Origin of the sequence: Amycolatopsis orientalis DSM 43388 (assembly GCF_000411975.1) — a bacterium.
Classification (GTDB): Bacteria; Actinomycetota; Actinomycetes; order Mycobacteriales; family Pseudonocardiaceae; genus Amycolatopsis; species Amycolatopsis orientalis_D.
In genome coordinates this window covers 58,241-82,974 of the sequence record NZ_ASXG01000169.1, presented here as the reverse complement: position 1 = coordinate 82,974, position 24,734 = coordinate 58,241, and the positions used below count along the sequence as shown (strand labels likewise).

Genomic DNA, 24,734 nt, shown 5'->3' with positions numbered 1-24,734 from the left:
ACAGTGGACCTGCGACGGGCAGCGGCCGCGGACGCACGCGACATCGCCGACGTGTGGCTGCGGTCGTTCTCCGCCGCTCTGCCGACAGTCCGCCGCACCCACGACGATGACGCTGTGCGCTGGTGGTTCGCGAATGTCGTGGTGCCACAGCAGGAAACGTGGGTCGCTACGGACGTGTCCACTGTGGTCGGACTGCTCGTGCTTGACGGCGCGCAGCTGGCGCAGCTTTATCTCGACCCGCCGTGGCGCGGCCGCGGGATCGGCGATCAGCTGGTGAACTTGGCCAAACAGCTCCGGCCTGACGGACTGACCCTGTGGACGTTCCAGGTCAACGAATCAGCGCAACGCTTTTACCGCCGCCACGGTTTCGTCGCGGTCGAATACACCGACGGGCAGCGGAACGAAGAGGGAGAGCCAGACGTGCGCTACGTCTGGTGCCCCACCAAAAACGTCGTGAGTGCGCAGGCCGGTTCTAACCGGCCTGCGTACTCACGAGACCCTCATGCCGACTGAGCGAACTTGAACACCCCGTTGGGATCGTACTTCTTCGCCACCTGGTCCAGCCGGGCCGCGTTGTCGCCGTAATAGGCCGACTTCCAGTCCGGCAAATCCGGGTCGATGTAATTCACGTAGCCGCCGCGTGCTCCCGCGTCGGCCAACCCGGCGACCACAGTGGACACCGCCTTGCGGGCACTGTCCTGGCTGCTCGCGGTAGCCGGGGCGTAGACCTGAATGCTCGCCAGTGCTTTCCGGTGCGGGAACGCCGTCGCTGTCGGCGCGATTTCGCTCACCGCACCGCCGAGACCGTCGATCAGCAGGTCCATTCCCTTGTGCCCGGAAGCGAGGTCGGCGATCCTCCCGCCGTCGACCGGATCGGTGATGATCCGCGACGACGCCACGAACGTCTGCCGTTCCGAGCTGCCGGAGAAGTAGTTCATCGCCGCGCCGTAGCCAAGGGTTTTCATCGTGCGGCTGGACGGCGTCACCGAGAATCCGCTGAGCGCCGACGTCAGGCCCGCCGAACTGCCCACGAACGCCCCGCCGACCCGGCACGCTCCGCTCGGACCGCCGGAAACCACGCAGTTCGACCACAATTCGGGCGGAGCGCTCGGCAGCCAGCGCTGCCAGGCATCGACCACGTCGCTCGCCGAACCGGACGGGAACTTCAGCGAGAACACCGTGATGGTCGGCGCTTCCACCGTGGTGAAAGTGAACGACGTGACCACGCCGAAGTTTCCGCCTCCGCCGCCGCGCAGCGCCCAGAACAGGTCGTCGTCCGCTTGCGCGCTCACCGTGCGCAGTTTGCCGTCCGGCGTGACGATCTGCGCGGACTGCAGCCGGTCGCAGGTCAGCCCGTATTTACGGGTCAAGACGCCAATTCCGCCGCCGAGCGCGAGCCCGGCAATTCCGACAGTCGGGCACGAACCCGCGGGCAGGCAACGTCCCGCTTTCGCCAGCTCCGAGTAGACGTCCCCGAGTTTCGCACCCGCTCCGATCACGACCTGGTCGCCCTGGACGGCTACGCCAGCCATGCCGCCGACATCGATGACCAGGCCGCCGTCCGGCGCGGAATACCCGCCGTAGCTGTGCCCGCCGCTGCGCGCGGCGAGCGGAAGCCGTCCGCCAGCCGCTTCGACACAGGCCTGCACGTCCTCCGGCTTCGCGCATTTCGCTACCGCGGCTGGCTTATGCCCATCGAAAAGCGGATTGAACGCGCGCTTCGCGGTGGCGAATCCACTGTCGTCGGGCAGCACGAGGTCGCCGGAGAGCTTGCCGCGCAAGGCGTTCCAGTCCGGCGGTCCGGAGGGCTTCGAGCTGGTGCTCGGCGGCACGGACGCTCTCGACGTCGGGCTGGTCTGCGGCACCGGCGGTCCCGGTTTCGCGGTGCACGCCGCGGCCACCGCGCCGACCGCCGTCAGCCCGGCGGCGCGCAAGAACGTCCTTCTCCCCAGTGTCATGTTCATTCAGACGCCTCAGACCGCGAGTGGGTTGCGAAAAGTCCGGCCAGTAATGCCCGAAGGGCGAATTCGAACCGTTCGGAATGCCGGGCTCCGTCCCGCAGCGCTTGCGCGAGCAGCGGAAATCGGCCCGCGTCGAGGCGCCCTGAACTGTCTACATCGGACTGATCGCCGGGCGTACGGTTAGCCTCGGCGAGCGTATGGCCGAGGAGGAAAGTCATCACGGCGTTCACCTTGTCGAGTCCACGCGCCGGCGGCAACTCAAGGAGCCGCGATGCGGTTTCGAGACTCCGGACTGACCACGGCGCGGATCGCGGCGAGCGGATGCACGAGCAGCTGCTCCCGGTACGCCCGCGCCACCCGGCCCAGCCACTGCTGACCGGACTCTCCCGGCTCCGGCACGACCCCGCATCAGATCAGCGGGGCCATCTCCGGCACCGGCCCGGACAACGCGGAACTGTCCCCCCGACCAGTCAACCAAGCCAGCACCGAACCCGGCGTGCCGGTGACAAGATCGCCACCCTCGCCCAACGTCCAGGTACGCACCCCATCGGTGATCCGGAACGACGGCAAGGCACGCGGACACATCCGGATCAACGTGCTGATCACCGCCTCGAGATGGTCCCCGAGCAGCGCGGTGACGCTGTCGAAATCGTGGCCCGCGTCGAGGTCGGCGAGATGGATCGTGGTCTCGGACAGCCGCAGCGTGAGCACGTCCGCGCCGGTCAGCGCACCGCCGTGCCGGTGTCGCACGGGCGCGGACCACGCCTTTTCCGACAGCCGTGCGGCGTGGTCGGTCAGCCGGTTCCCGGACGCCACCAGGTCGGCCACGATCTCCGCCGGGGCGCGACCGGCCCCGGCCTCGATTTCGGCGTCCCGGGCGTTGCCGGGGCCGTACATCGGCCGCTCGACCCCGGTTTCGGCCCAGGTCAGCAGGTTGCCGAGGGCGTCGGCGTTGCGCGCGAGGTGGGTGAGCAGATGCGCACGTGTCCAGCCGGGCAGCGCGCTCGGCTCGCCGAACGCCGAGGCCGACATGGCCTCGGCGACTCGTGCCCATTCGTCGTGCAGTTTCCGGATCCGGTCCAGCGCCGCAGTGGTCACCGGACGATCTTAGGTCAGCGGCGCAGTGCCGCGGGCGCGTTCGCCGGAACCGCCGGGTTCTTCGGCGCGACCGGCTCCATCCGGGCGTACCCGCTGCTCTGCTCCGGCCGCTGGTCGGCCTCTCCCTTGTTGGGCCAGAACGAGAAGGCCCGTTCGGCTTGCGCGGCGATGGTGAGCGACGGGTTCACGCCGAGGTTCGCGGTGATCGCCGAACCGTCCACAACGGACAGTCCGGGGTAGCCGTAAACCCGGTGGTACGGGTCGATCACGCCGGTGTCGGCACTGTCGCCGATCGGCACGCCGCCGATGAAGTGCGCGGTGAGCGGGATGTCGAACACCTCGCCCCAGGTACCGCCCGGCATGCCGCCGATCCGTTCCGCGGTAAGGATGTTCGCCTCGTGCCCGGCCGGGATGAAGCTCGGGTTCGGCTCGCCGTGGCCCTGTTTCGACGTGTACTTCCGCCGCCCGAACAGGCCGCGCCGGGTGTAGGTGGTGATGGAATTGTCGAGGCTCTGCATCACCAGCAGAATCACCGTGCGCTCGCTCCACCGGTACGCGTTCAGCAGTTTCGCCGACTGCACCGGGTGCTTGACCAGGAACGCAAGCGCTTGCCGCCAGCGCGGAACGCGCGAAGACCCGTCAGTGGCAACGGTTTGCAGCAGGCTCATCGCGTTGCTGCCCTTGCCGTAACGCACCGGTTCGATGTGCGTGTTTTCGTCCGGATGAATCGACGAGGTGATCGCGACGCCGCGGCTGAAGTCTTGTTCCGGGTCCACAGTGGTCCGTGCCGCGCCGATAATGGCTTCGGAGTTCGTCCGGGTCAGTTCCCCGAGCCGCTGCGACAAGTTCGGCAGCGCACCCGTGTCCTTCATGCGGTGCAACAGGTTCTGCGTGCCCCAGGTACCCGCGGCGAACACCACCTGCGACGCCGTGACCGTCGTCCGGAACCGCCGCGAACGCGTCCCGGTCTTTTGCAGTGTGATCGCGTAACCGTTGCTGCGCGGGCTTACCGACGTCACCGTGGTCAGCGGAATGACTTGTGCGCCGTCTTTTTCCGCGAGGTACAGATAGTTCTTCACCAGTGTGTTCTTCGCGCCGACGCGACAACCGGTCATGCACGAACCGCATTCGGTGCACCCGACCCGATCCGGCCCGGCACCGCCGAAATACGGGTCCTTCACCGTCTCGCCCGGCTTGCCGAAATACACGCCGACCGGCGTGGCATGGAACGAATCCTCGACGCCCATCTTCTTCGCGACGTCCCGCATCACCACGTCGGACGGCGTGATCGTCGGGTTCGTGACGACGCCGAGCATGCGGCTGGCCTGGTCGTAATGCGGCGCGAGTTCGCTTTCCCAGTCGGTGATGTGCGCCCACTGCCGGTCTTTGTAGAACGGCTTGAGCGGCCGGTACAGCGTGTTCGCGTACACCAGCGAACCGCCGCCGACGCCCGCGCCGGCCAGCACCATCACGTCGTTGAGCATGTGGATGCGCTGGATGCCGTAACAGCCGAGCTGCGGGGCCCACAGGTAGCGCTTGAGATCCCAGGACGTCTTGGCGAACTCGTCGTCGGCGAACCTCCGGCCCGCCTCGACCACCGCGACGCGGTAGCCCTTCTCGGTCAGCCGCAACGCCGCGACGCTGCCGCCGAACCCGGAACCGACCACGAGGACGTCGTAGTCGGGTTCTTGCCGCGCGGTGGTGGTGTTACTGGCAGTCACACGTAGGAGGGTAACCCCCGGAGGTCCGGCTGACCAGAGGTAAGTTACTGACGGGTTACATCACCCGGGCACAGCAACGGGCCCGCCACGGGAGATTCCCCCGACGGGCCCGTCGAGAAAAACGTCAGCCGCGCACGGTCAGTCCGACGCGCTGGAACTCCTTCAGGTCCGAGTACCCCGTCTTCGCCATCGCGCGACGCAGCGCGCCGAAGAGGTTCACCACGCCCTCCGCATCCGAGGAGGGGCCGAACAGCAGCGTCTTCAGGTCCACCGCGTAGTCCGAGTCCGGGCCGGCCACCACGCGCGAGCGCGGCAGCGACGGGTGCGCCGCCGCGGCGGTCCAGTACAGGCCCTGGCCCGGCGCGTCCGACGCGGTCGCCAGCGGGGCGCCGAGCATGACCGCGTCCGCGCCGCAGGCGATCGCCTTCGCGATGTCGCCGGAGGTGGTGATGCCGCCGTCGGCGAGGACGTGCACGTACCGGCCGCCGGTCTCGTCCAGGTAGTCGCGGCGGGCGGCGGCCGCGTCCACGATCGCGGTCGCCATCGGCGTGCCGATGCCAAGCACGCGGTCGGTGCTGGTGACGCCCTCGGTGTAGCCGTGGCCGACGATGACGCCCGCCGCGCCGGTGCGCATCAGGTGCATGGCCGTGCGGTAGTCGCTCACGCCGCCCGCGATCACCGGCACGTCGAGCCGGCCGATGAACTCCTTGAGGTTGAGCGGTTCCGCGTCGCGCTGCACGTGCTCGGCGGAGATGATCGTGCCCTGCACGACCAGGATCTCGACGCCCGCCGCGATCAGGTCCGGCGTCAGCTCGGCGGCGTGCTGCGGGCTGACCCGCGCGGCGACCGTCACGCCCGATTCGCGGACCGTCTTGATCGCCTCGGTCAGCAGGTCGAGCCGGATCGGCGCGGAGTGCAGCTCCTGCAGCTCGCGCACGACCGCCGCCGGGTCGTCGCTGTCCTCGGCCGCGCGGACGAGGCGGAAGATCGCTTCCTCGACGTTCGCGTGCCGGGCCCAGAGCCCTTCGGCGTTGAGCACGCCGAGGCCGCCCAGTTCGCCGATCGCCACCGCGGTCCCCGGCGACACGATCGCGTCGGTCGGGTGGGTGACCAGCGGCAAGTCGAACCGGTACGCATCGATCTGCCAGGCAGTGGACACCACCGACGAGGACCGCGTCCGCCGCGACGGCACGATCTCCACGTCATCGAGGTCATACGCCCGCCGCGCGGTGCGGCCCATGCCGATCTCGACCAGATCCCGCACGTGATGTCCCTTCTCGCGCCTGCCGCCTTCGCCGTCCATTGTCGCGAGTCGGCGCGGGTGACCTGCGCGCGGGGGACCGTAGCGGTGGCGACAACCACCGGTTGTGCGTGCGGTTGTTTGCCACCGGCTCGGGCGGATGGTTGGCTCCCCGGCTGGACGAGGGGGACGGATTTGGCGCTGGGCAAGGACTTTCACCGACTCTGGCTGGCCTACGCGGTCAGCATCGCGGGCACTTACTTCGCCCTCGACGCCTTCTCGATCATCGCCGTGCGGGTGCTGCACAGCAGTGCCGCGCAGGTGTCGCTGCTGGCCGGAGCCGGGCTGGCGGCGGGCTCGCTGGCCGCGCTGCCGCTCGGCCCGTGGGTGGAATTCCGCCGGAAACGCCCGGTGCTGATCGCGATGGACCTCGTCCGGTTCGCCGCCTTGCTCACACTGCTGCCCGCGCACCTGCTCGGCCTGCTGACGTTCGCCCAGCTCGTGGCGGTATCCGTGCTCGTGGCCGCGGCGAACATCGCGTTCACCTCGGCGAGCGGCGCGTATCTGAAGTCACTCGAGACTGGTCCAGACCTGCTGACCGCCAACGGCCGGTTCGAGACCACGCTGTGGACCGCGACCGCGCTCGGCCCGCCGGCGGGCGGTGCGGCGATCGGGTTCTTCGGCCCGCTGGCCACCGTCCTCCTGGACACGTTCAGCTACCTGCTGTCCGCGCTCTCGATCTCGACGATCCGCACCCGCGAGCCCCGACCAGCCCGGCCTGCTGCCTTCCGCGCCGCCGACCTCGTCGAAGGCTGGCGCTACGTGTTCCGGCACGCCCGGCTGCGGAAGCTATTCCTCAACTCCTGCCTGGTCAACGGCCTGATCATGGCCACCTCGCCAGTGCTGGCGGTGCTCCTGCTGGGCGAACTCGGCCTGCCGACCTGGCAGTACGGGCTCGCGTTCGGCGTCCCGTGCCTCGGCGGTCTGGTCGGCTCCCGGCTCGCCCGGCAGCTGGTGCCGCGCTACGGCCGCGTGCGACTGCTGCCGATCATCGGCACGGTCCGGACGTGCTGGGTCGTGCTGCTGGCGTTCGTGCCGCCGGGGATCGGCGGGCTGTTCTGGGTGATGGCGGTGGAGTTCGGCCTGATCGTCTGCGCGGCGGCGTACAACACAGTGCTCGCGACGTACCGCCTCGAAGAAACCGAAGACGGCTACGTGAGCCGGATGCTCTCCGCGTGGCGGATCAGCAGCAGCGCCAGCACTGCCGGCCTGACGCTGCTGTGGGGTTTGGTCGCGACGTGGCTCGGCACGCGCGGCGCACTCGGACTGGCGGGCGCGCTGATGCTGGCGACGCCGTTGCTGCTGCTCGGCTGGAACCGCGCTCAGAACGAGACTCGCGCGGTGGAATCGGTGCGCAACACGGATTCCTGATCGAACAGGTGCCGGTAGTCAGTGCGGATCTGTTCGAGGTCGTCGTTCGCGTGCTGATTCGTCGGCGGATACAGCACGACGAGCACGATCGAATGCTCCCGGACGACCTTGCCGTCGCCGGACCGCCACTGCCCAGTGCTCTCGAGCTGCGTGAAACCGTCCGGAAAACGCGGAGTGATGTCCTTCGCCGAGAAGTCCGCGAACTCCTTCTCGCTGACTTCCCCGCCGCCGGGCTTCGCGGTGCCGAAGTACAGCTCGGTGCGTTTCCACAGCGAGCTGTCCGGCGAGTCCGGGGTGGCCGCGGAAGCGACCGCAGCTCCTCCCCCGGCACCAAGCACCATCGCCGCGGCCGCGGTCAGCACGAACCTCCGGGAAAACCGCATTCGCCCGCTCCTCTCGCCGGCACCTGGAGATCCAGTGTGGCGGGGAGGCGGAGCGGGCGAACAGGGCCGATCAGCGGGTCGTGTAGTTCGGCGCCTCGACCGTCATGGTGATGTCGTGCGGGTGGCTTTCCTTCAGCCCGGCCGCGGTGATCCGGACCAGCTGCGCCTCCTGCATCGCCGCGATCGTCTCGGCGCCCGCGTAGCCCATGCCCGCGCGCAGGCCGCCGACGAGCTGGTGGACGACGTTCGAGAGCGGACCGCGGAACGGGATCCGGCCCTCGATGCCCTCCGGCACCAGCTTGTCCTCGTTGAGCACGTCGTCCTGGGCGTAGCGGTCCTTGGAGTACGACTTCGCCTCGCCGCGCGACTGCATCGCCCCCAGCGAGCCCATGCCGCGGTAGACCTTGAACTGCTTGCCGTTGACCAGAATCAGGTCGCCGGGCGACTCGGCGGTGCCCGCGAGCAGGCTGCCCAGCATGACGGTGGACGCACCGGCCGCGATGGCCTTCGCGATGTCGCCGGAGTACTGGATGCCGCCGTCGCCGATCACCGGGATGCCCGCCGGACGGCAGGCCTGGTCCGCCTCGTAGATCGCGGAGATCTGCGGCACGCCCACGCCCGCCACGATCCGCGTGGTGCAGATCGAGCCCGGCCCGACGCCGACCTTCACGCCGTCCACGCCCGCGTCCACCAGCGCCTGCGCCCCGGCCCGCGTGGCCACGTTGCCGCCGACGATGTCGACGGTGTCGCCCAGTTCCTTCTTCAGCAGCCGCACGGTGTCCACGACCGCGCGAGAGTGGCCGTGCGCGGTGTCGACCATCAGCACGTCCACGCCCGCCTCGGCCAGCGCCATCGCGCGCTTGTGCCCGTCCGGGCCGACGCCGACCGCGGCGCCGACGATGAGGCGGCCGTCCGGGTCCTTCGAAGCCCGCGGGTACTGCTCGGTCTTCACGAAGTCCTTGACCGTGATCAGGCCGCGCAGCTTGCCCGCGCCGTCGACGATCGGCAGCTTCTCGATCTTGTGCCGCCGCAGCAGCCCCAGCGCGGCCTCCGCGGTGACGCCCACCTGAGCCGTCACCAGCGGCGGCTTCGTCATGACCTCGCTCACCAGGCGGGTGTGGTCGACCTCGAACCGCATGTCGCGGTTGGTGATGATGCCCACGAGCGCGCCGGAGGCGTCGGTGACCGGGACCCCGGAGATCCGGAACCGCGCGCACAGCGCGTCGACCTCGGCGAGCGTGTCGTCCGGGGAGCAGGTGACCGGGTCGGTGACCATGCCCGCCTCGGACCGCTTCACGACCTCGACCGCCGCCGCCTGCTCCTCGATCGGCAGGTTGCGCTGCAGCACGCCGATCCCGCCCTGGCGCGCCATGGCGATCGCCATCCGCGCCTCGGTGACCGTGTCCATCGCGGCGGAGACCAGTGGAATGTTGAGCTTGATGTTGCGGGTGAGCTGCGTGCTCGTGTCCACCGCGCTGGGCACCACGTCCGATTCCGCGGGCAGCAGCAGCACGTCGTCGAAGGTCAAGCCGAGCATCGCGAACTTGCTGGGCACTGCGGGGGTGATGCTTTCGCTGGTCATGAGGGGCGAAGGGCCTTCCTGGCGGGAGTGGGCTGGAGTCGCGGGCAGCGGTGCCGGGCGTGGGCCGAGGGTGGTCGGGCCTTCCCCTCATGATATCCGGGCCGGGGCCCCGGCCCGGGCGGGTGGCCCGGCGGGTAGCGTGCAGGCCGTGCCGCACGATGTGTTGCCCCCCGATCCGTTCGCGGACGACCCGGACGATCCGGCCCGGGCCATCCCCGACCCCGACGACCACCTGGAAGAGCCGATCAGCGCGGACGAGCGCACCGAGCTGCTGGCCGACCTGTCCGACCTCGCCGTGTACCAGGCTCTGCTGGAGCCGCGCGGGGTTCGCGGCATCGTGGTCGACTGCGGAGAGTGCGACGAACCCCACTACCACGACTGGACGCTGCTGCGGGCGAGCCTCGAACAGCTGCTGTCCGACGGCCGGATGCGCCCGCACGAGCCGGCCTTCGACCCGAACCCGGCCGACTACGTGAGCTGGGACTACTGCCGCGGTTTCGCGGACGGCGTCACCGCGAACGAAAGCGCGTACTGAGCTTTACGCACCGCGAATCAAGAAGGTCCTGGTGAGCTTGCCCACCAGGACCTTCTTCGCGTGTGCACAAGTTGTCCACAAGTGTTGTCCACAGGCATGTCGACTTGTGGACAACCCCGGTCAGCGGCGGTGTTTCGCGCTCTCGGCCTGCGCGATCATCGCCCGCTCGGTCAGATTCGGCCACGGCGGGCGGAGCACCATGGCCAGCGTCGAAAACGCCGCGGCCACGAGCCCGGTGCACGCGGCGACCAGGGAGATCCGCCCCTGGTCCACGGCGGGAGTCCAGGTCACGCCGTCCGCGTTGACCGTGTACAGCCCCACCGCACGTCCCGGCCCGCCTCGGCGGGCTTGCCGGGTGACCGTGATCAGCACCGTCCCCTGAGAAGTCTCGTAGGGCTCCCCGAAAACCAGCATCGCGCCTCCCCGTCGAAACGAAAAAGGTCCCGGCACTGTCCGTGCCGGGACCTTCGGAAAACCTAGGAGCCGCTGGTGCCGTTCGGGGCCTGAACCCCCTGCGACGACTCGTTGCGCGGGCTGCTGCCCGTGCCCGGATCGTTCGGGGTGGCGCTCGGCGACGGCGGCGGCGAGCTGGGGGTGGACGTGACCGGCGGCAGCGGCGTGACCGAGGTGGCCGGCGGCGGGTTGTTGGTGTGCCCGGTGCCCGGCAGCGAGGTCGACTGGCCGGGCGGCTGCGCCGCGCTGCTGACCGGGTCGTGCGCCGGCGGGACGGCGGGCGGCGACGACGGCTTCTGGTCCGCGGGCGGGGCCGTCGGCTGGCCGAGCTGAGCGGCCAGTTCGCGATGCTGCTGCAGGAGCTGGTTGCGGTTGTCCGCGTCGGTGACCTGGTTGAGCGCGGCCTGCGCGTCGGCGAGCGCGCGCCGGGCGTCCGCGAGCCGGTTGTCGGCCAGCGCCAGGTTCGCCTTCTCCAGGTCGAGCTTCGCCGCGGCGGCGGCCTCGACGGAGCGGGCGTGGTCGGCGTAGAGCACCTTCGTGAGGCCCCACAGCGTGTCGCCGGGCTGGGCGTCCCGGGCGGCGAGCCCGGTGCCGGTGAAGGCGATCGCGGCGGCGGCGCACGCGGCGGCCACCGGCACGAGATAGCGGCGGCGCCGGCCGCGGCTTTGGTGCTTGCGCGCCAGCGTGGCGGTCTTCACCGTGGTGACCGCGGTGTCCACGTCCACCAGCTCGGCGAGCGGCTCGCTGTCGATGTCGCGGCGCCACGCGAGCAGCAGCGCGTTCAGTTCCTGGTCTCCGAGCCCGTCGGCGACAGCCGGATCGGTCCCGCCGAGCGCGTCGAGCAGCGCGTCGTCGGCCTGGATGGCCGTGAGGTCGCCATCGGCTTCCGCTTCGTACCCGGTCAGGCCGCTGGCCTGCGCGGAAGGTGACAGGTCTCTGTCCCGGTCTTCGCGATCGGTCACTCAGATCACCTCCTCGGCGGCAAGCACCTTGCGCAGCCGGGCGAGCGCCCGGTGCTGGGCGACGCGGACCGCACCCGGCGTGGAACCGACGGCTTCCGCCGTCTCCTCCGCCGACAGTCCGACCACGACCCGCAGAACGACGATTTCCCGCTGTTTGTCCGGCAGCACCTGCAGCAACTGCGCCATCCGCTCGTTCAGCTCACCCTGCAGAGCACGTTGCTCCGGGCCGACGCCGCCCTCGATCTCGTCCGGGATCTCGGCGACCGGCTCCGCCCGGTTGCGGGCCGCGGCGCGATGCGCGTCGGCCACCTTGTGCTGGGCGATGCCGTAGACGAACGCCAGAAAGGGGCGGCCCTGGTCACGGTACGAAGGCAAGGCCGTAAGCACCGCGAGACACACCTCCTGCGCAACGTCGTCTGCCGAAGCGAACGAACGCTCCTGCCTGCCAACCCGGGCGCGGCAATACCGCACCACAAGGGGACGAATGGCGGCCAGCAACCGTTCCACTGCCTGAGGGTCTCCCTCGACAGCGGCGGCGACCGGCTCGTCCAGTCCATCCCCCACAGTGGCCATCGCAGACAACAGTCCCAGCGTTACGTGTAGGCGTGCAAAGAATCCGGCGCGTGGTCGTCCCCGTCCAGCGCCGGTCACAGCTACCGTACCGTCGGAGTCCTACCAGACAACCGCCAGAGGTGGTGACCGGCGCGCCGGGCGCGGCCGGGCGGCGATTGTCGCAGGCAGACGGGGTGGGGCAGTGCCGTCACGCGGTGGGGACGCGGGCGAGGCACGAGAGCGGGAGCCAGGACAACAGGTACGGGCCAGGGCTGGCAGCCCTGGCCCGTTCGTCACCGCGGGAATCGGATCGGAAGTCCCGTGTTGGCTTGCCCGGCCTCGGTCAGGACACGAGACCGCGGCGGAAGCCGTGCGCCACGGCCTGCGCGCGGTCGCGGACGCCGAGCTTGCGGAACAGCCGCCGCGCGTGCGTCTTGACCGTGTCCTCGGAGAGGTACAGCTCGCGGCCGATCTGGCCGTTGCTCTTGCCCTGGCTCATGCCGCGCAGCACCTGCAGCTCGCGCTCGGTGAGCTGCACGCCCGGGTCGGACGGCTGCCGCGGCGCGGGCACCGAGGTGCTGGCCAGGGTGTGCGCCAGCGCGGCGACCAGTTCGGGCCGCGAGGCGTCCCAGCGCAGGTAGCCGCGCGCTCCGCCGGCGATGGCGGCCGCGATGCTGCCCGCGTCGTCCGGGGCGCCGAAGACGATGACGTTCGCCTGGGGGTTCGCGGAGACGAGCCGGCGGGTGGCCTCGACGCCCGTCGGGACCGCGCGTTGCGTTCCGACCAGCACGACGTCGACCGGCTGACGGGTGTACCGGGCCAGCAGCTCGTCACCGTGCGCTACGCAGTCGATGCGACTGACCCCAGGCACCGCGGACATCACACGGGTGAGCCCTTCGCGGACACTGCGTCGGTCGTCGCAGATCAAGACCGTCGTCACGGGGTTTCCTTCCTGCAGCCGGGTGACATTCCACTTCCCCTATCGGACGCTTTAGCCCGAACCTTGACACGATCCGGTGGCTTTTTTTGAAGTTTCTTAGCCCGGATGCCGGAACGCCCGTTCCCGCAGGCCTACCCGGGTCCGACAGGCACCCATGGCGATTCCTGTGCGATGCGCATCACACAAGGATCCGTGTGCCGTAACACTGCGTGCAACACCTGCTGGCTCCTGAATCGATACTCCTCCGCCCGGTCGGGGTCCACATCAGCGGCGACGCGAGCAGCCACCCAATTAAGTGAATCGAGTTCGTATTTTTCGGCGTCGGCGGCGGCCGCGAGAACGAGTTCCCGCGCGCCCTCTTGCCCGGCCGCGAGCAGGGCGACGCCGAGAACGATGCTGGACTTCACGATATGTCGCCGAGCGTGCCGGGCCACCGCGGTTTCGTAGGCCAGCCGGGCGGGGGCGACGGCCGCTTCGGGGTTCCCGTCGGCGAGTTCGATCTCGGCGCCCACCCAGCCGCCGCGAACGGTCGCCCGCCAGCGACGGTCGGCTTGAGCGGCCCGGACGGCCAGGCGACGGGCGGCGGAGATGCGGCCGAGGGCGAGGTTGTCCGCGGCCAGGCCGAGCAGGGCGTCGGCTCGGGCGCCGGGAAGGTCCAGCCCGTGCGGGTCTTCGGCGGACGCGCCGAGGCTGCCCGGCCCAGGAAGCGCCTCGGACGGACGATCCCGCCCGCGCGGGGTGGCCGCGGATGCAACCGGGCCCGACGCGTCGAGAGACGAGGCCACCGGTTGCGAACGGGCTGCGGACGGACGATCTCGCCCGCCCGAAGCGTCCGCGGATGCGACCCGGCTCGACTCGTCGAGAGACGAAGCCACCAGCCGCGAATGGGCTGCGGACCGACGATCTCGCCCGCGCGGGGTGGCCGCGGATGCAACCGGGCCCGACGCGTCGAGAGACGAGGCCACCAGCCGCGAACGGGCTGCGGCCGGACAATCTCGCCCACCCGAAGCGTCCGCGGACGCGACCAGGCCCGACGCGTCGAGAGACGAGGCCACTGATCGCGAACGGGCTGCGGACGAACCCGGCCCCGATCCGTCCACTCGCGGCCAGCTCAGTCCGACCGCCAGCAGCGCCTCCCCGTCCAGCTTCCGTGCCGCGACGTGGGCCCCCAGCTGCCGCCGATGCGAGGCGAGCGTGCTCGCCGCCAGGGAAGCCGTCAGCGGGTCCGGGCCGCGGCGAAGCGGGTCGAGCAAGTCCGCAGCTGCCGCGTACCGGCCGCGCGCGCCCAGCACGATCGCCGCCAGGAGGCGTTGCCTTGGCGAGCCGTCGCGAGGTATCGGATCCGCCGACTCCGCGTCCGGACCGAACGCGAGGGCCGTCAGCGCTTCTTCGTCCACCTGACCTTTCTAGCGTGGAGCACCGACAAGAACGTGCTCCACGCGGTCGGCCGCCGCGGAAAGATCCGCCAGCAGTTCGACCTTCGGCGGCAATGCCCCCGCATCCCAGCCTGGGCCGCAAGCGAACAGGCGCGTCCGCTGCCGTCCGCGACAGACTCGCGCGAAGAGCCGAGGGTCCGCCTCTGCCCGATTCGCCCACAGCACCACCGCAGCGGGTGCGCTTCGCCGTACCGCTACCGCCAGCACTTCTTGAGGCAGCGCGATGCCGAAAAGCTGCGTACCGATACGCCGTCCGGCGAGAGCGGCCGCGAGCGCGTACACCGGCATGTTGTCCCGTTCGTCGGGCACGCACGCGAGAAGGACTGGCCGTTGGTTGCGAGGCTCATCGAGGACGGGCGTCGCGCGCACTAGTGCCGCGTACACGCACTCGGCGAGCAGGTACTCCACTTCCGCACCCGCGTGCACGCCTCGCCATCGCGCACCGAGCGCAGTGAGAACGGGGTCGATCACGCCTGCCCACGCCTGAAGCACACCCAGCTCGCTGATCGCGTCAACGAGCATTCGCTGCACCGCGCCGACGTCCATGGCCAACGCAGCAGTACTCAAGCGACGCGCGAGCCGCGAAGGGACTTCGACGTCGTCAGGTGCCGCCTTCGTCTGCGTCGCTTCAGCGGGCTCGGCAGGCGCGGGCACGAAGTCCGCGCGCGGCATCTGCTCCAACGCGTACTGCGCGGCCTCCGCCGTCGAAGCGCCGCGAAGGAGCGCGCGCTGCATAAGTTCGAGACGGCCGATGTCCGAGCTGCCGTAGCGGCGATGTCTGCCGTCAGTGTGGCGACTGGGACCGAGACCGTAGCGGCGGTCCCAAGTACGCAGGGTGGACGGCGCGACACCGAGCCGGCGGGCGACCGAGGCCACCGGCAGGGTGGGTTCTCCATCGCCTGATCCGGATCCCACCCGGTCAATATCCAGCCCGCCAGGACTCCCGGCAACCCGAGCCAAAAGCCCTGCTCACACATCTGGGGGATGCCTAACGGCTGAATCGCCGCCGATCTATTGAACAACTATTGGCGCGCTTCTAACGTTACCGCCGTTGCACCGAATGGAGTATCGGCACCACAGCAGAGCAGCTAATGGCATCGACCGGATGACGGAGGCGGTCAAGATGGCAGACACGCGCAGGCTCCCCGGCCCCAACGCAGACATGTGGGACTGGCAGCTGGAGGGGTCGTGCCGGGGGATGGACAGCGGCTCCTTCTTCCACCCGGACGGCGAGCGGGGACCGGCGAGGGCGCGGCGCGAGGCCAGGGCCAAGGCGATCTGCCTGTCGTGCCCGGTGCTGGAGATGTGCCGCAAGCACGCGCTCGCCGTGCACGAGCCCTACGGCATCTGGGGCGGGCTGTCCGAATCGGAACGAGACCACATCATCAAACAGGACAAACGCGCGCTGACCATGGCGCACCTCTGACTTTGCTCACGGCGCGGAAGGGGCGGTGTCCACTGTGGACGCCGCCCCTCCGCCGTTTTCGGGCCACAGCGAGAGCGCGAGGTCGATGACGGTCATCAGCGAGTCGAGGCTGACGCCGTCGCGCGCCTGCATGGTGAGTCCGTAAAAGACAGTCGCGTACAGCGCACTGAGCGCATCAATGTCCACAGTGGCCGCGAGGTCGCCTTCTTCGACTCCGCGACGAAGGCGCGCGCGAAGCCGGTGGCGCACTTCGTCGCGCGAAGCGGCTAGGAACTTCCACACGGACGCGTTGGCCGGCGTGCAGTTGGTGGCCGCCAGGACGACCATGCAGCCCTTGGGATGGCCTGGCTCCACGTACGCGCAAGCGTTATCGCGAAGCATCGCTTCGACCGCCGCGCGCGCTGTCGGCTCTTCAGTCAACGCGCGCATCGTGTGCTGCCCGTACACGGATTGGTAGTGCTCGATCGCTTCGCGGAACAGTGCTTCCTTGTCTCCGAAGGCCGCGTACAGACTCGGCGGTTTGATCCCCATCGCCTCAGTCAGCTCCGCCAGCGACGCACCGTCGTAGCCGCGCTCCCAGAACACCAGCATGGCCTGGGTGAGCGCACGCTCGCGGTCGAACGCGCGCGGGCGGCCGCGGGGTGACATGGACCACCTTCTTTAGTGAGCGCTACAGAAGTCTTGACCCAGCCCATCGTACGCGGCTATTTATTTAGTCATCACTACAGAAAGAGGTGGGGCATGGGCACCCTGGACGGCAAGGTCGCGCTGGTCACCGGCGGAAGCCGCGGGATCGGCGCGGCGATCGCACTCCGGCTGGCGGAGGACGGCGCGGACGTCGCGATCACCTACGAACGCGCCGCGGACCGGGCGGCGGACGTGGTCGCGTCCCTCGAAAAACTCGGCAGGCGCGGCCTGGCCCTGCAGGCGGACGCCGCGGACGCGGACGCCGTGACCAGCGCGGTCGACCAGACCGCGGCCGAACTGGGCGGACTGGACGTGCTGGTGAACAACGCCGGGGTGTTCCCGGCGGCGCCGGTCGACGAGCTGACCACGGAGACGATCGACCGCACCCTGGCGATCCACGTGAAGGCCCCGCTGGTGGCGGCCCGAGCCGCGGTGCGGCACATGAAGCCGGGCGGCCGGATCGTGTCGATCGGCAGCGACCTGGCGGAGCGCTCGCCGTTCGTCGGATTGAGCCTGTACTCGGCGAGCAAATCAGCGCTGGTCGGGATGACGAAGGGCTTGGCCCGCGACCTGGGCCCGCGCGGGATCACGGCGATGGTGGTCCACCCGGGCTCGACGGACACCGAGATGAACCCGGCGGACGGCCCGCATTCCGGGGACCAGCTGGCGCATATCGCCTTGGGGCACTACGGAAATCCGTCGGACATCGCGGCCGCGGTGGCATATGTGGCGGGTCCGGATGGGCGATACCTGACGGGAACGTCGATCACGGTGGACGGAGGGTTCACCGCCTGACCGGCCAGCCCCCACCCTCCAGTGGGGACAACCATCCGCGGGCGCCTAGGTGTTCCGGGCGAGCGCGAGATCGCGGCGGCCTCGCGAAAGGGCGACAGCACAACGTGAAGCGGGGCGGCACTCCCCGAAGGGAATGCCGCCCCGCGAACCGCGAGTGCGGGACGAGCCCGCGTCAGTGCGCGTGCCCGTGGCCAGCGGCTTCCGGCTCTTCCTCGGCCGGCTTCTCGACCACGGAGCTTTCCGTGGTGAGCACCAGCCGGGCGATGGACGCCGCGTTCGCGACGGCCGAGCGGGTCACCTTGACCGGGTCGACGATGCCGGCCGCGATCAGGTCGGTCAGTTCGCCGGTGGCCGCGTTGAAGCCCTGGCCCCAGCCCTGTTCCTGGACCTTGTTCACGATGACCGCGCCCTCGTGGCCCGCGTTCGTCGCGATCCAGTGCAGCGGGGCGGTGAGCGCGTCGCGGACGATGGCGACACCGGTCGCCTCGTCGCCGGTCAGGCCGAGGTTGCCCTCGAGTTCCTTGACCGCGTGCACCAGCGCCGAACCGCCGCCGGGCAGGATGCCCTCTTCGACGGCCGCCTTGGTCGAAGCCACGGCGTCCTCGATGCGGTGCTTGCGCTCGTTCAGCTCGGTCTCGGTGGCCGCGCCGACCTTGATCACGGCCACGCCGCCGCCGAGCTTCGCGAGCCGCTCCTGCAGCTTTTCGCGGTCCCAGTCGGAGTCGGTGGTCTCGATCTCCTTGCGGATCTGCGCGGTCCGCGCGGCGATGGCGTCCTTGGTGCCCGCGCCGTCGACGATCGTCGTGTCGTCCTTGGTGACGACGATCCGGCGGGCCTTGCCCAGCGAGCTGAGGTCGACCTCGGACAGCTTGCGGCCGATCTCCGCGGAGATCACCTCGCCGCCGGTGACGACGGCCAGGTCGTCCAGGAACGCCTTGCGGCGGTCGCCGAAGAACGGGGCCTTGACCGCGACCGCGGTGATCGTCTTGCGCAGCGAGTTCACCACGAGGGTGGACAGCGCCTCGCCGTCGACGTCCTCGGCGATGATGAGCAGCGGCTTCTTCGCCTCGACGACCTTCTCCAGCACCGGGAGCAGGTCGGCCAGCGCCGAGATCTTCTCGCGGTGCAGCAGGACGTAGGCGTCCTCGAGGATCGCCTTCTGGTCCTCCGGGTTGGTCGCGAAGTGCGCCGAGAGGAAGCCCTTGTCGAACTGGACGCCCTCGGTGATCACGAGGTCGGTCGCCAGCGTGGACGACTCCTCGATGGTGATCACGCCGTCCTCGCCCACGCGCTCGACGGCCTCGCCGAGCAGCGCGCCGATCGTCGCGTCGCGCGAGGTGACGGTGCCGACCTGGGCGATGTTGTCGCGGCCCTTGACCGGGGTGGCCTTGGCCTTGAGGACCTCGACGACCTTCTCCGCGGCCGCCTCGATGCCCTTGCCGACCGCGGTCGGGTTGGCGCCCGCGGCGACGTTCTTCAGGCCGTGCTTAACCAGCGACTGGGCCAGCACCGTGGCGGTGGTGGTGCCGTCGCCGGCGACGTCGTTGGTCTTGGTGGCGACGCTCTTGGCGAGCTGCGCGCCGAGGTTCTCGAACGGGTCGTCGAGTTCGACCTCGCGGGCGACGGTGACGCCGTCGAGGGTGATCGTCGGGCCGCCGAACTTCTTGTCGAGGACGACGTGGCGACCGCGCGGGCCGAGGGTGACCTTGACCGCGTCGGCGAGCTTGTTCACCCCGCGCTCGAGCGCGCGACGAGCGTCCTCGTCGAAACTGATCTGCTTGGGCATAACGCTTTCCGCTTACCTTTCGGTTGTCGTGCGACGCAAAACGCCCCGCACCCCGGCATGAGCGGGGCCCGGGGCGTCCTTGCGCTGCGAGTGACGCGTCAGTTGATGACGGCCAGCACGTCGCGGGCGGAGAGGATCAGGTAGTCCTCGCCGTTGTACTTGACCTCGGTGCCGCCGTACTTGGAGTAGATGACGACGTCGCCGACAGCCACGTCCAGCGGAACGCGGTTGCCCTTGTCGTCGATGCGGCCCGGGCCCACGGCCAGAACCTTGCCCTCCTGGGGCTTCTCCTTGGCGGTGTCGGGGATGACGAGGCCGGAAGCGGTCGTCTCCTCGGCCTCGCTCGTCTGGACAACGATCTTGTCCTCGAGCGGCTTGATGTTCACGCTCACCGGGTTGACCTCCACGGTCGTCGAAAGCGTCGGCATGATGACTGGTTACGGCTCATACCACCCCCGCCGTCGCGGGTGCCGGGGCGTGTCCGGGCCGTTCGATTAGCACTCTAGCCATGTGAGTGCCAGCTTCGCAAGGAGGGTCCGCCGGACCTGGTGAAACCTGGGACGGAAGCCGCTGACCGGCCACTTTGTTCCAGGCCGGGAGCGAGCGCCTCCACCAGGCCGCAGGCAGCCGGGGCAGCACCGCGTGCCCGATCGGACCCCATCCGGCGGAAAAACACCGCCGACTCCCCTCGGTTCCTGGTTGGATTCGCACAGACAGGCATCTCACTCCTGGAGTCCTCCTATGCCCCGCTCACTCCCGTGGCGCCTGGCCGCTGCCACCACCGGGCTGCTGGCATTGGCCGCGATCGCGGTCAGCGTGCCCGCCTCCGCGCAGCCGGCCAACGAAGCCCGCCAGCGCGCCTTCGCCGACGCAGCCTCCGAATTCGGCGTCCCCGTCGACGTGCTGCTCGCCGTCTCGTACCTGGAATCCCGCTGGGACACTCATTCCGGCGCGCCCAGCACCGCCGCCGGGTACGGCCCGATGCACCTCACCGACGTCCGCACCGCCGGCCTGCGCACCAGCGAATTCGACAACCCCGACGAAGACCCGCGCGGCGACGACTCGCGGCCGACCCTGCGGCTACGGGCGCTCGAGCCCACGCCTCCCCCGCCCGGCAGCCAAACCATCGACAAGGCCGCCGAGCTGCTGCACACCGACGCCGCGAAGCTGCGTACGGACGCCGAAGCGAACATCCGCGGCGGCGCGGCACTACTGGCGGAGTACCAGCGAGAGCTGGGCGTCCAGAGCGACAACGCGAAGGACTGGTACGGCGCCGTCGCGCGATACAGCGGCTCCGAGGACGTCACCGGCGCGCGTACGTTCGCCGACGAAGTCTTCGCCACCATCAACAGCGGCGTCGCGCGTACGACCGACGACGGCCAAGCCGTCAAACTCGCCGCGACCTCCGGCGTCACCCCGGACCGGACCCAAGCGGACCGTCTCGGCCTCCGTGCCGGGCAGCCGCCGGCCACCGAGTGCCCGCGGTCGCTGTCCTGCGAATCGGTGCCCGCGCCGTTCCAGAAGATCGGCGACAGCTACGGCAACTACGACCAGGCCGACCGCCCGCGCGACCAGAAGATCGACTACATCGTCATCCACGACACCGAGGGCACCTGGGACTCGGTGCTGAAGCAGGCCCAGACCCCGGGCCAGACCGCGTGGCACTACACGGTCCGCTCGTCGGACGGCCAGATCGCCCAGCACGTGCCGACCAAGGACGTCGGCTGGCACGCCGGGAACTGGTACCTGAACGCGAAGTCCCTCGGCGTCGAGCACGAGGGCTTCGCCGCGCAGGGCACCTGGTTCACCGAGGCGATGTACCGGCAGTCCGCGAAGCTCGTGCGCTACCTCGCGCACCGCTTCGGCGTTCCGCTGGACCGGGCGCACGTCCTCGGCCACGACAACGTGCCCGGCCCGAACGCGGACAAGATCAAGAGCATGCACTGGGACCCGGGCCCGTACTGGGACTGGGCCCACTACTTCGACCTGCTCGGCGCCCCGCTCGAGCACGACGGCGCGCCGGATTCCGGCCTGGTCGTGATCGCGCCGGAGTTCTCCGCCAACCGGCTGGTGTTCACCGGCTGCGACAAGATCGGCTCCGGAAACCCTTGCCCGGAACGGGCTTCGGCGTCGGTCGTGCTGCACACCGAGCCGAGCGAGTCCGCGCCGCTGCTGTCCGATGCGGGCATGCACGGACCCAATCCGTCCACTATGGACGTATCCGACATCGGCAGCCGCGCCGCCACCGGCCAGAAGTACGCCGTCGCGGACACCAAGGACGGCTGGACCGCGATCTGGTACCTCGGGCAGAAGGGCTGGTTCCGCAACCCGGGCGACGCGCCCACCGCGTACCCGGCCGACGGTTTCGTCGCGACGCCCAAGGAAGGCAAGGCGACCGTGCCGGTCTACGGCAGCGCATACCCGGAGGCCGGGGCGTACCCGAAGGACATCCCGGTGCAGGAACTCAAGCCGCTGCCGTATCAGCTCGGCGCGGGCCAGAAGTACTCGGTCGGCGGGCTGACCGGCTCGGAGTACTACTCGGCGTCCTTCGACGTCGCGACCAACAAGGTCGTGAAGGGCAAGGCGAAGTACGTGGAGATCCAGCTCGGCCACCGCGTGGCGTACGTCAGCCGCGACGACGTCGACCTCGAACCGGCGTCCTGAGCGAACCTCGCTGACTGCCGGGGCCGCGCGCACGCAGCCCGGGCAGTTACGCGTCCAGCGCCACCTTCACGCCCGCGCTGGCCTCGGTGTTGCGGCGCGTCTTGGCCCAGCCGTTGCGCCCGCGCACCAGCCGGAACAGCGCGCGCCAGGACGTGATGTAGAAGGTGTAGATGTAGGCCGCGTACAGCAGGCCCATGCCGAGGCCGCGGAAGATGTTCTTGCTGCGCAAGCATTTCATCTGGTAGATCGGGCCCCACACGACGAACGGCAGCAGCCCGAACGAACCGTAGATCGCGAACAGGATCCACGCGCCGCCGGTGAACCACGTCCACACCTCGCCGGGATCGCCCGCGGTGGTCACGAGAAGCATGATGAACGGCACCGGGTACAGCAGTGAGCCGAGCAGCTGCATCCATGGCTGCGCCAGGTAGTACATCATCTCCGCGGCGCCCAAAGTGGACACGTGCGGCGAGTCCCAGATCCGGCGCAGGTACCGCATGCACTGCATGGTCCCCTGGCCCCAGCGCGTGCGTTGCACCAGGAATCGGCGGAGGCTGTACAGACCTTCTTGCGCCACATACGAATCCGGGGTGAATCCGGTGCGCCAGCCCGCGGTGAGCAAGTGCACGCCGAGTTCGAAGTCCTCCAGCAGCGACCCGCGCCACGGGGCCAGCTCTTCGCCAGCGATAGAGTCCAATGCGGACAGCCGGGTGAACTGCCCGTTGCCGCCCATGGAGATCGTGCCGGTGAAGCCGCGGGACGTCTGGATCGCCGCGATCGCGGTGCGGAACTCCAAGTCCTGCAACTGGGCGAGCTTGAGCCCGAAGGCGCGGGAGAACCAGGTGCGGCCGGGCGGGCGGCTGCGGGCGTTGCTCATCCGGACGTCGAGCTGGACCGCGCCAACGGTTTCGTCGCCGAACAGGTGGTCCGCCGCGCACACTTCGAGACAGTTGGGCGCGGGACGCCCGTCCGCGTCGACCACCACGACCACCACCCGGTCCCGATCCGCGTCGGGACCGAGCCACTCGTCCAGTTCGCGGTAGGCGGCGTTGAGCGCGTCTCCCTTGCCCGTGCGCGCCTCCGGCCGCTGCCGGGCGACGAGATGCAGGTTTTCGTCGTAGCCGCCGTTGCGCCGCCACACCGAGCGCACGACGCGGGCGGTGCGGTCGTCGGAATCGTCGTCCACGACCCACACGTGCGCACGGCGGAAGGTGCCGCGCAGGTACTTCACCGTCTCGCGGATCACCACCTCCTCGTCGCGGCAGGGGACGAAGAAGTGCCAGGAGAAGTCGGCCGGATCGCCGACCGGAGCGGGTTTGCGGCGGAGGTACGGCACGACGATCACCACGACGTAAACGAGGAACGCGACGCTCATGGTGAGCGCGAACGCCTGCGTGATCGACAGCAGGATCTTCAGGCCGGAGTCGCTCACGCCGCGGCCTGCTTCTCGGCCTTCGTCTTCCGCGTCGCCAGCCAGACGAACAGCACCAGCGAGATCGCGCCGCCGATGACGCTGACCAGCGAGCCGAGCAGAGTGTGGCCCCAGTAGTAGCCCTCGTCGGTGCCGAGGCCGTTGACCAGCCCGACGATGGTGAGAATTCGTAACTGATTAACCATAATCACCGCGATCGCGGAAATTCCCAGCGAAAAAAAGAGCCGGCGGGCATTCTGTGGCCGGAACCACAGAAGTGCAGCGGTCACTAATAGCAACGGCAGAAGAAGGAATACCGACGAGCATTCCGGAGTCATCCGCAACCCGAATGGAGTATCGCCGGACAACCCGAAGTAGACCGATTCGCGATTTCCGGCCACATAGACCCCCGATGAGGTGATCACCCGAAGGATGACTCCGGCCAGCTGCACCTCCAGTTCCCGGTACCCGCGTTCCACGAGCACCAGCACCACCCCCGCGGCGAGCACCCCGAACACCGCCATACGCAGCGGAAACCGGGATGCGCCTGACACCGGCGCGTTGACTGCTGTCACGACGACCCTCTCGAGAAGAACCCAGCGGAACCCGGCCACGGTCGTGTCCGGGGAGGCTTCCGCCCTTCGCCGGGCAGCCCCCGTTTCGGGGACACCCGAGCAGCTTTCGGCACATTCTTGCTCAAGCTTGCTAGTCCGTTCGAGTGATGCTTCACGCAACCTGGGGAAATGCTGAATTTAGATCACCCGATGTGGTGATCCAGCGAAAAAACTGTGCAATTCCGGAAACCTCCGCCGATAACCGATCCGCGTGCCGACTCTTGCTCAGCGGGATTCGTCCGTGCAGCGGCTCGCCCTGAGAAAAATCGGAGGACCAGTGAAGAGACACCTCGTGCGACGAGGCGGAATGCTCGCCGTTGTCGTGGCGAGCATCGCCCTGGCCGGAGCCGCTCCGGCCAGCGCCGCTCCCGGCGACGGGTCGGCCTACGGCGTCAACGTCAACGTGACGCTGCTCGGCCAGCCCGCGGTGCATGTCGGCCCGCTCGCGGCCGCGAACACCAATGGCCCGACGCAAAACACCGCGGTCTCCGCGAACGTGCCCGGCGTGCTGACCACCGGCGTGATCAACACGTCCGCGGTGCGCGACGACAACTCCGGCGCGGTCACGTCGAAGGCGTCCGTCGCCGACGTCGGGCTGCCGCTGCTCAAGCCCGCTGTGGGCAATGTCGGCGCGAAGGCGATCGAAGCCGTCTGCACCGCGACCCAGGAAGGCGTCAAGGGCAGCAGCACGCTGGCCGGCGCGAACCTCGGCAGCCTCGGCAAGGTCAACGCCACCCCGGCCCCGAACACCCAGCTGAAGGTTCAGGTCGGCCCGCTGCACGTGGCGACGCTGATCCTGAACGAGCAGATCAAGAACAACGACGGCAGCCTCACCGTGAACGCCCTGCACCTGAAGCTGCTCGGCGGCGCCGCGCTGGGCTCGCTCGGCTCGGGCGACGTGATCCTGTCGTCGGCGACCTGCGGCCCGGCCGCTCCGCCGATGCCGCTCGCCTCGGGGGCCGGCATGTGGATCGGTTTCGGCGTGGTCGCCGCGATCGCGGTGCCGGTCGGCCTGCGCTTCACCCGGCGTCGTTCGGCCGCCTGACCCGGTGAGGTG

At 69.5% G+C, this 24,734-nt stretch carries 26 protein-coding genes; 7 read left to right on the top strand and 19 right to left on the bottom strand.

The features are described 5' to 3' along the window. Positions 1-3 precede the first annotated feature (3 nt). On the top strand, positions 4-513 hold the full coding sequence (locus tag L942_RS35270) for a GNAT family N-acetyltransferase (protein WP_235079594.1): 510 nt from the start codon (positions 4-6) through the stop codon (positions 511-513). Here the strand turns inward: L942_RS35270 and L942_RS35265 are convergent. The 6 genes from L942_RS35265 to L942_RS35250 form a co-directional block, all read right to left on the bottom strand. After that, the gene (locus L942_RS35265) at positions 501-1,964 is read right to left on the bottom strand and encodes an FAD-binding oxidoreductase (RefSeq protein ID WP_037368639.1); all 1,464 of its coding nucleotides are present in this window, start codon (positions 1,962-1,964) and stop codon (positions 501-503) included. The genes L942_RS35270 and L942_RS35265 overlap by 13 nt on opposite strands. Then, a complete protein-coding gene (locus L942_RS43410; protein WP_158684586.1) occupies positions 1,961-2,191 on the bottom strand; it encodes a TetR/AcrR family transcriptional regulator C-terminal domain-containing protein in 231 nt (76 codons plus the stop codon). The genes L942_RS35265 and L942_RS43410 overlap by 4 nt, the downstream gene beginning before the upstream one ends. Positions 2,192-2,219: 28 nt before the next feature. Then, a complete protein-coding gene (locus L942_RS44625; protein ID WP_158684585.1) occupies positions 2,220-2,360 on the bottom strand; it encodes a hypothetical protein in 141 nt (46 codons plus the stop codon). A 9-nt stretch (positions 2,361-2,369) separates the two neighbouring features. Continuing rightward, a complete protein-coding gene (locus L942_RS35260; protein WP_037368638.1) occupies positions 2,370-3,059 on the bottom strand; it encodes a maleylpyruvate isomerase family mycothiol-dependent enzyme in 690 nt (229 codons plus the stop codon). Positions 3,060-3,073: 14 nt separating this feature from the next. Next, entirely contained in the window at positions 3,074-4,780 is a 1,707-nt protein-coding gene (locus L942_RS35255; RefSeq protein WP_037368637.1) for a GMC family oxidoreductase, read from the bottom strand. Between the two features lie 124 nt (positions 4,781-4,904). Beyond that, a complete protein-coding gene (locus tag L942_RS35250) occupies positions 4,905-6,044 on the bottom strand; it encodes a GuaB3 family IMP dehydrogenase-related protein (RefSeq protein ID WP_037368701.1) in 1,140 nt (379 codons plus the stop codon). A 171-nt stretch (positions 6,045-6,215) separates the two neighbouring features. Here L942_RS35250 and L942_RS35245 point away from each other — a divergent pair, with 171 nt between their 5' ends. After that, the gene (locus L942_RS35245) at positions 6,216-7,451 is read left to right on the top strand and encodes an MFS transporter (RefSeq protein ID WP_037368635.1); all 1,236 of its coding nucleotides are present in this window, start codon (positions 6,216-6,218) and stop codon (positions 7,449-7,451) included. On the opposite strand, the gene L942_RS35240 is transcribed toward L942_RS35245, so the two are convergent. Both L942_RS35240 and guaB read right to left on the bottom strand, forming a co-directional pair. Next, complete coding sequence (locus L942_RS35240; protein WP_037368633.1) at positions 7,403-7,834, bottom strand: DUF3574 domain-containing protein; 432 nt, start codon at positions 7,832-7,834, stop codon at positions 7,403-7,405. The two genes, L942_RS35245 and L942_RS35240, sit on opposite strands and share 49 nt — an antisense overlap. Before the next feature lie 70 nt (positions 7,835-7,904). Continuing rightward, positions 7,905-9,416 (bottom strand): IMP dehydrogenase, encoded by a 1,512-nt coding sequence (gene guaB, locus L942_RS35235; protein ID WP_037368631.1) that lies wholly within the window; start codon positions 9,414-9,416, stop codon positions 7,905-7,907. Between the two features lie 139 nt (positions 9,417-9,555). Here guaB and L942_RS35230 point away from each other — a divergent pair, with 139 nt between their 5' ends. After that, positions 9,556-9,951, top strand: a complete 396-nt coding sequence (locus L942_RS35230) for a DUF5319 domain-containing protein (protein WP_020662715.1) — start codon at positions 9,556-9,558, stop codon at positions 9,949-9,951. 120 nt (positions 9,952-10,071) lie between these two features. Here the strand turns inward: L942_RS35230 and L942_RS35225 are convergent, their stop codons facing one another. The 6 genes from L942_RS35225 to L942_RS35200 form a co-directional block, all read right to left on the bottom strand. Further along, entirely contained in the window at positions 10,072-10,365 is a 294-nt protein-coding gene (locus tag L942_RS35225; RefSeq protein ID WP_037368628.1) for a hypothetical protein, read from the bottom strand. A 62-nt stretch (positions 10,366-10,427) separates the two neighbouring features. Next, on the bottom strand, positions 10,428-11,366 hold the full coding sequence (locus L942_RS35220) for an anti-sigma-D factor RsdA (RefSeq protein WP_037368626.1): 939 nt from the start codon (positions 11,364-11,366) through the stop codon (positions 10,428-10,430). Continuing rightward, a complete protein-coding gene (locus L942_RS35215) occupies positions 11,367-11,939 on the bottom strand; it encodes a sigma-70 family RNA polymerase sigma factor (protein WP_009072423.1) in 573 nt (190 codons plus the stop codon). A gap of 322 nt (positions 11,940-12,261) precedes the next feature. Continuing rightward, a complete protein-coding gene (locus L942_RS35210) occupies positions 12,262-12,858 on the bottom strand; it encodes a response regulator transcription factor (RefSeq protein WP_020662719.1) in 597 nt (198 codons plus the stop codon). Positions 12,859-12,989: 131 nt separating this feature from the next. Continuing rightward, complete coding sequence (locus tag L942_RS43405; protein ID WP_106965153.1) at positions 12,990-14,255, bottom strand: hypothetical protein; 1,266 nt, start codon at positions 14,253-14,255, stop codon at positions 12,990-12,992. A gap of 9 nt (positions 14,256-14,264) precedes the next feature. Continuing rightward, complete coding sequence (locus L942_RS35200; protein ID WP_200863026.1) at positions 14,265-15,170, bottom strand: MerR family transcriptional regulator; 906 nt, start codon at positions 15,168-15,170, stop codon at positions 14,265-14,267. 247 nt (positions 15,171-15,417) lie between these two features. Here L942_RS35200 and L942_RS35195 point away from each other — a divergent pair, with 247 nt between their 5' ends. Continuing rightward, a complete protein-coding gene (locus tag L942_RS35195) occupies positions 15,418-15,720 on the top strand; it encodes a WhiB family transcriptional regulator (RefSeq protein WP_037368697.1) in 303 nt (100 codons plus the stop codon). 6 nt (positions 15,721-15,726) lie between these two features. On the opposite strand, the gene L942_RS35190 is transcribed toward L942_RS35195, so the two are convergent. Next, positions 15,727-16,368: a TetR/AcrR family transcriptional regulator gene (locus tag L942_RS35190; RefSeq protein ID WP_037368620.1), complete on the bottom strand. Its 642-nt coding sequence runs from the start codon at positions 16,366-16,368 to the stop codon at positions 15,727-15,729. 93 nt (positions 16,369-16,461) lie between these two features. Between L942_RS35190 and L942_RS35185 the strand changes: the two genes are divergently transcribed. Beyond that, positions 16,462-17,202: an SDR family NAD(P)-dependent oxidoreductase gene (locus tag L942_RS35185; RefSeq protein WP_037368618.1), complete on the top strand. Its 741-nt coding sequence runs from the start codon at positions 16,462-16,464 to the stop codon at positions 17,200-17,202. Between the two features lie 172 nt (positions 17,203-17,374). Here L942_RS35185 and groL read toward each other — a convergent pair whose 3' ends face one another. Beyond that, positions 17,375-18,988, bottom strand: coding sequence for a chaperonin GroEL (gene groL, locus L942_RS35180; protein ID WP_037368615.1), 1,614 nt, complete (start codon positions 18,986-18,988; stop codon positions 17,375-17,377). A gap of 98 nt (positions 18,989-19,086) precedes the next feature. After that, on the bottom strand, positions 19,087-19,380 hold the full coding sequence (gene groES / locus L942_RS35175) for a co-chaperone GroES (RefSeq protein WP_009072407.1): 294 nt from the start codon (positions 19,378-19,380) through the stop codon (positions 19,087-19,089). Positions 19,381-19,729: 349 nt separating this feature from the next. Here groES and L942_RS35170 point away from each other — a divergent pair, with 349 nt between their 5' ends. Next, on the top strand, positions 19,730-21,652 hold the full coding sequence (locus L942_RS35170; protein WP_037368613.1) for a peptidoglycan recognition protein family protein: 1,923 nt from the start codon (positions 19,730-19,732) through the stop codon (positions 21,650-21,652). A 46-nt stretch (positions 21,653-21,698) separates the two neighbouring features. On the opposite strand, the gene L942_RS35165 is transcribed toward L942_RS35170, so the two are convergent. Both L942_RS35165 and xrtP read right to left on the bottom strand, forming a co-directional pair. After that, on the bottom strand, positions 21,699-23,027 hold the full coding sequence (locus tag L942_RS35165; protein WP_051166476.1) for a glycosyltransferase family 2 protein: 1,329 nt from the start codon (positions 23,025-23,027) through the stop codon (positions 21,699-21,701). Positions 23,028-23,080: 53 nt separating this feature from the next. Next, entirely contained in the window at positions 23,081-23,587 is a 507-nt protein-coding gene (gene xrtP / locus L942_RS35160; RefSeq protein ID WP_037368609.1) for an exosortase P, read from the bottom strand. Positions 23,588-23,969: 382 nt separating this feature from the next. Between xrtP and L942_RS35155 the strand changes: the two genes are divergently transcribed. Beyond that, complete coding sequence (locus L942_RS35155; RefSeq protein WP_326929378.1) at positions 23,970-24,722, top strand: choice-of-anchor P family protein; 753 nt, start codon at positions 23,970-23,972, stop codon at positions 24,720-24,722. Positions 24,723-24,734 lie beyond the last annotated feature (12 nt).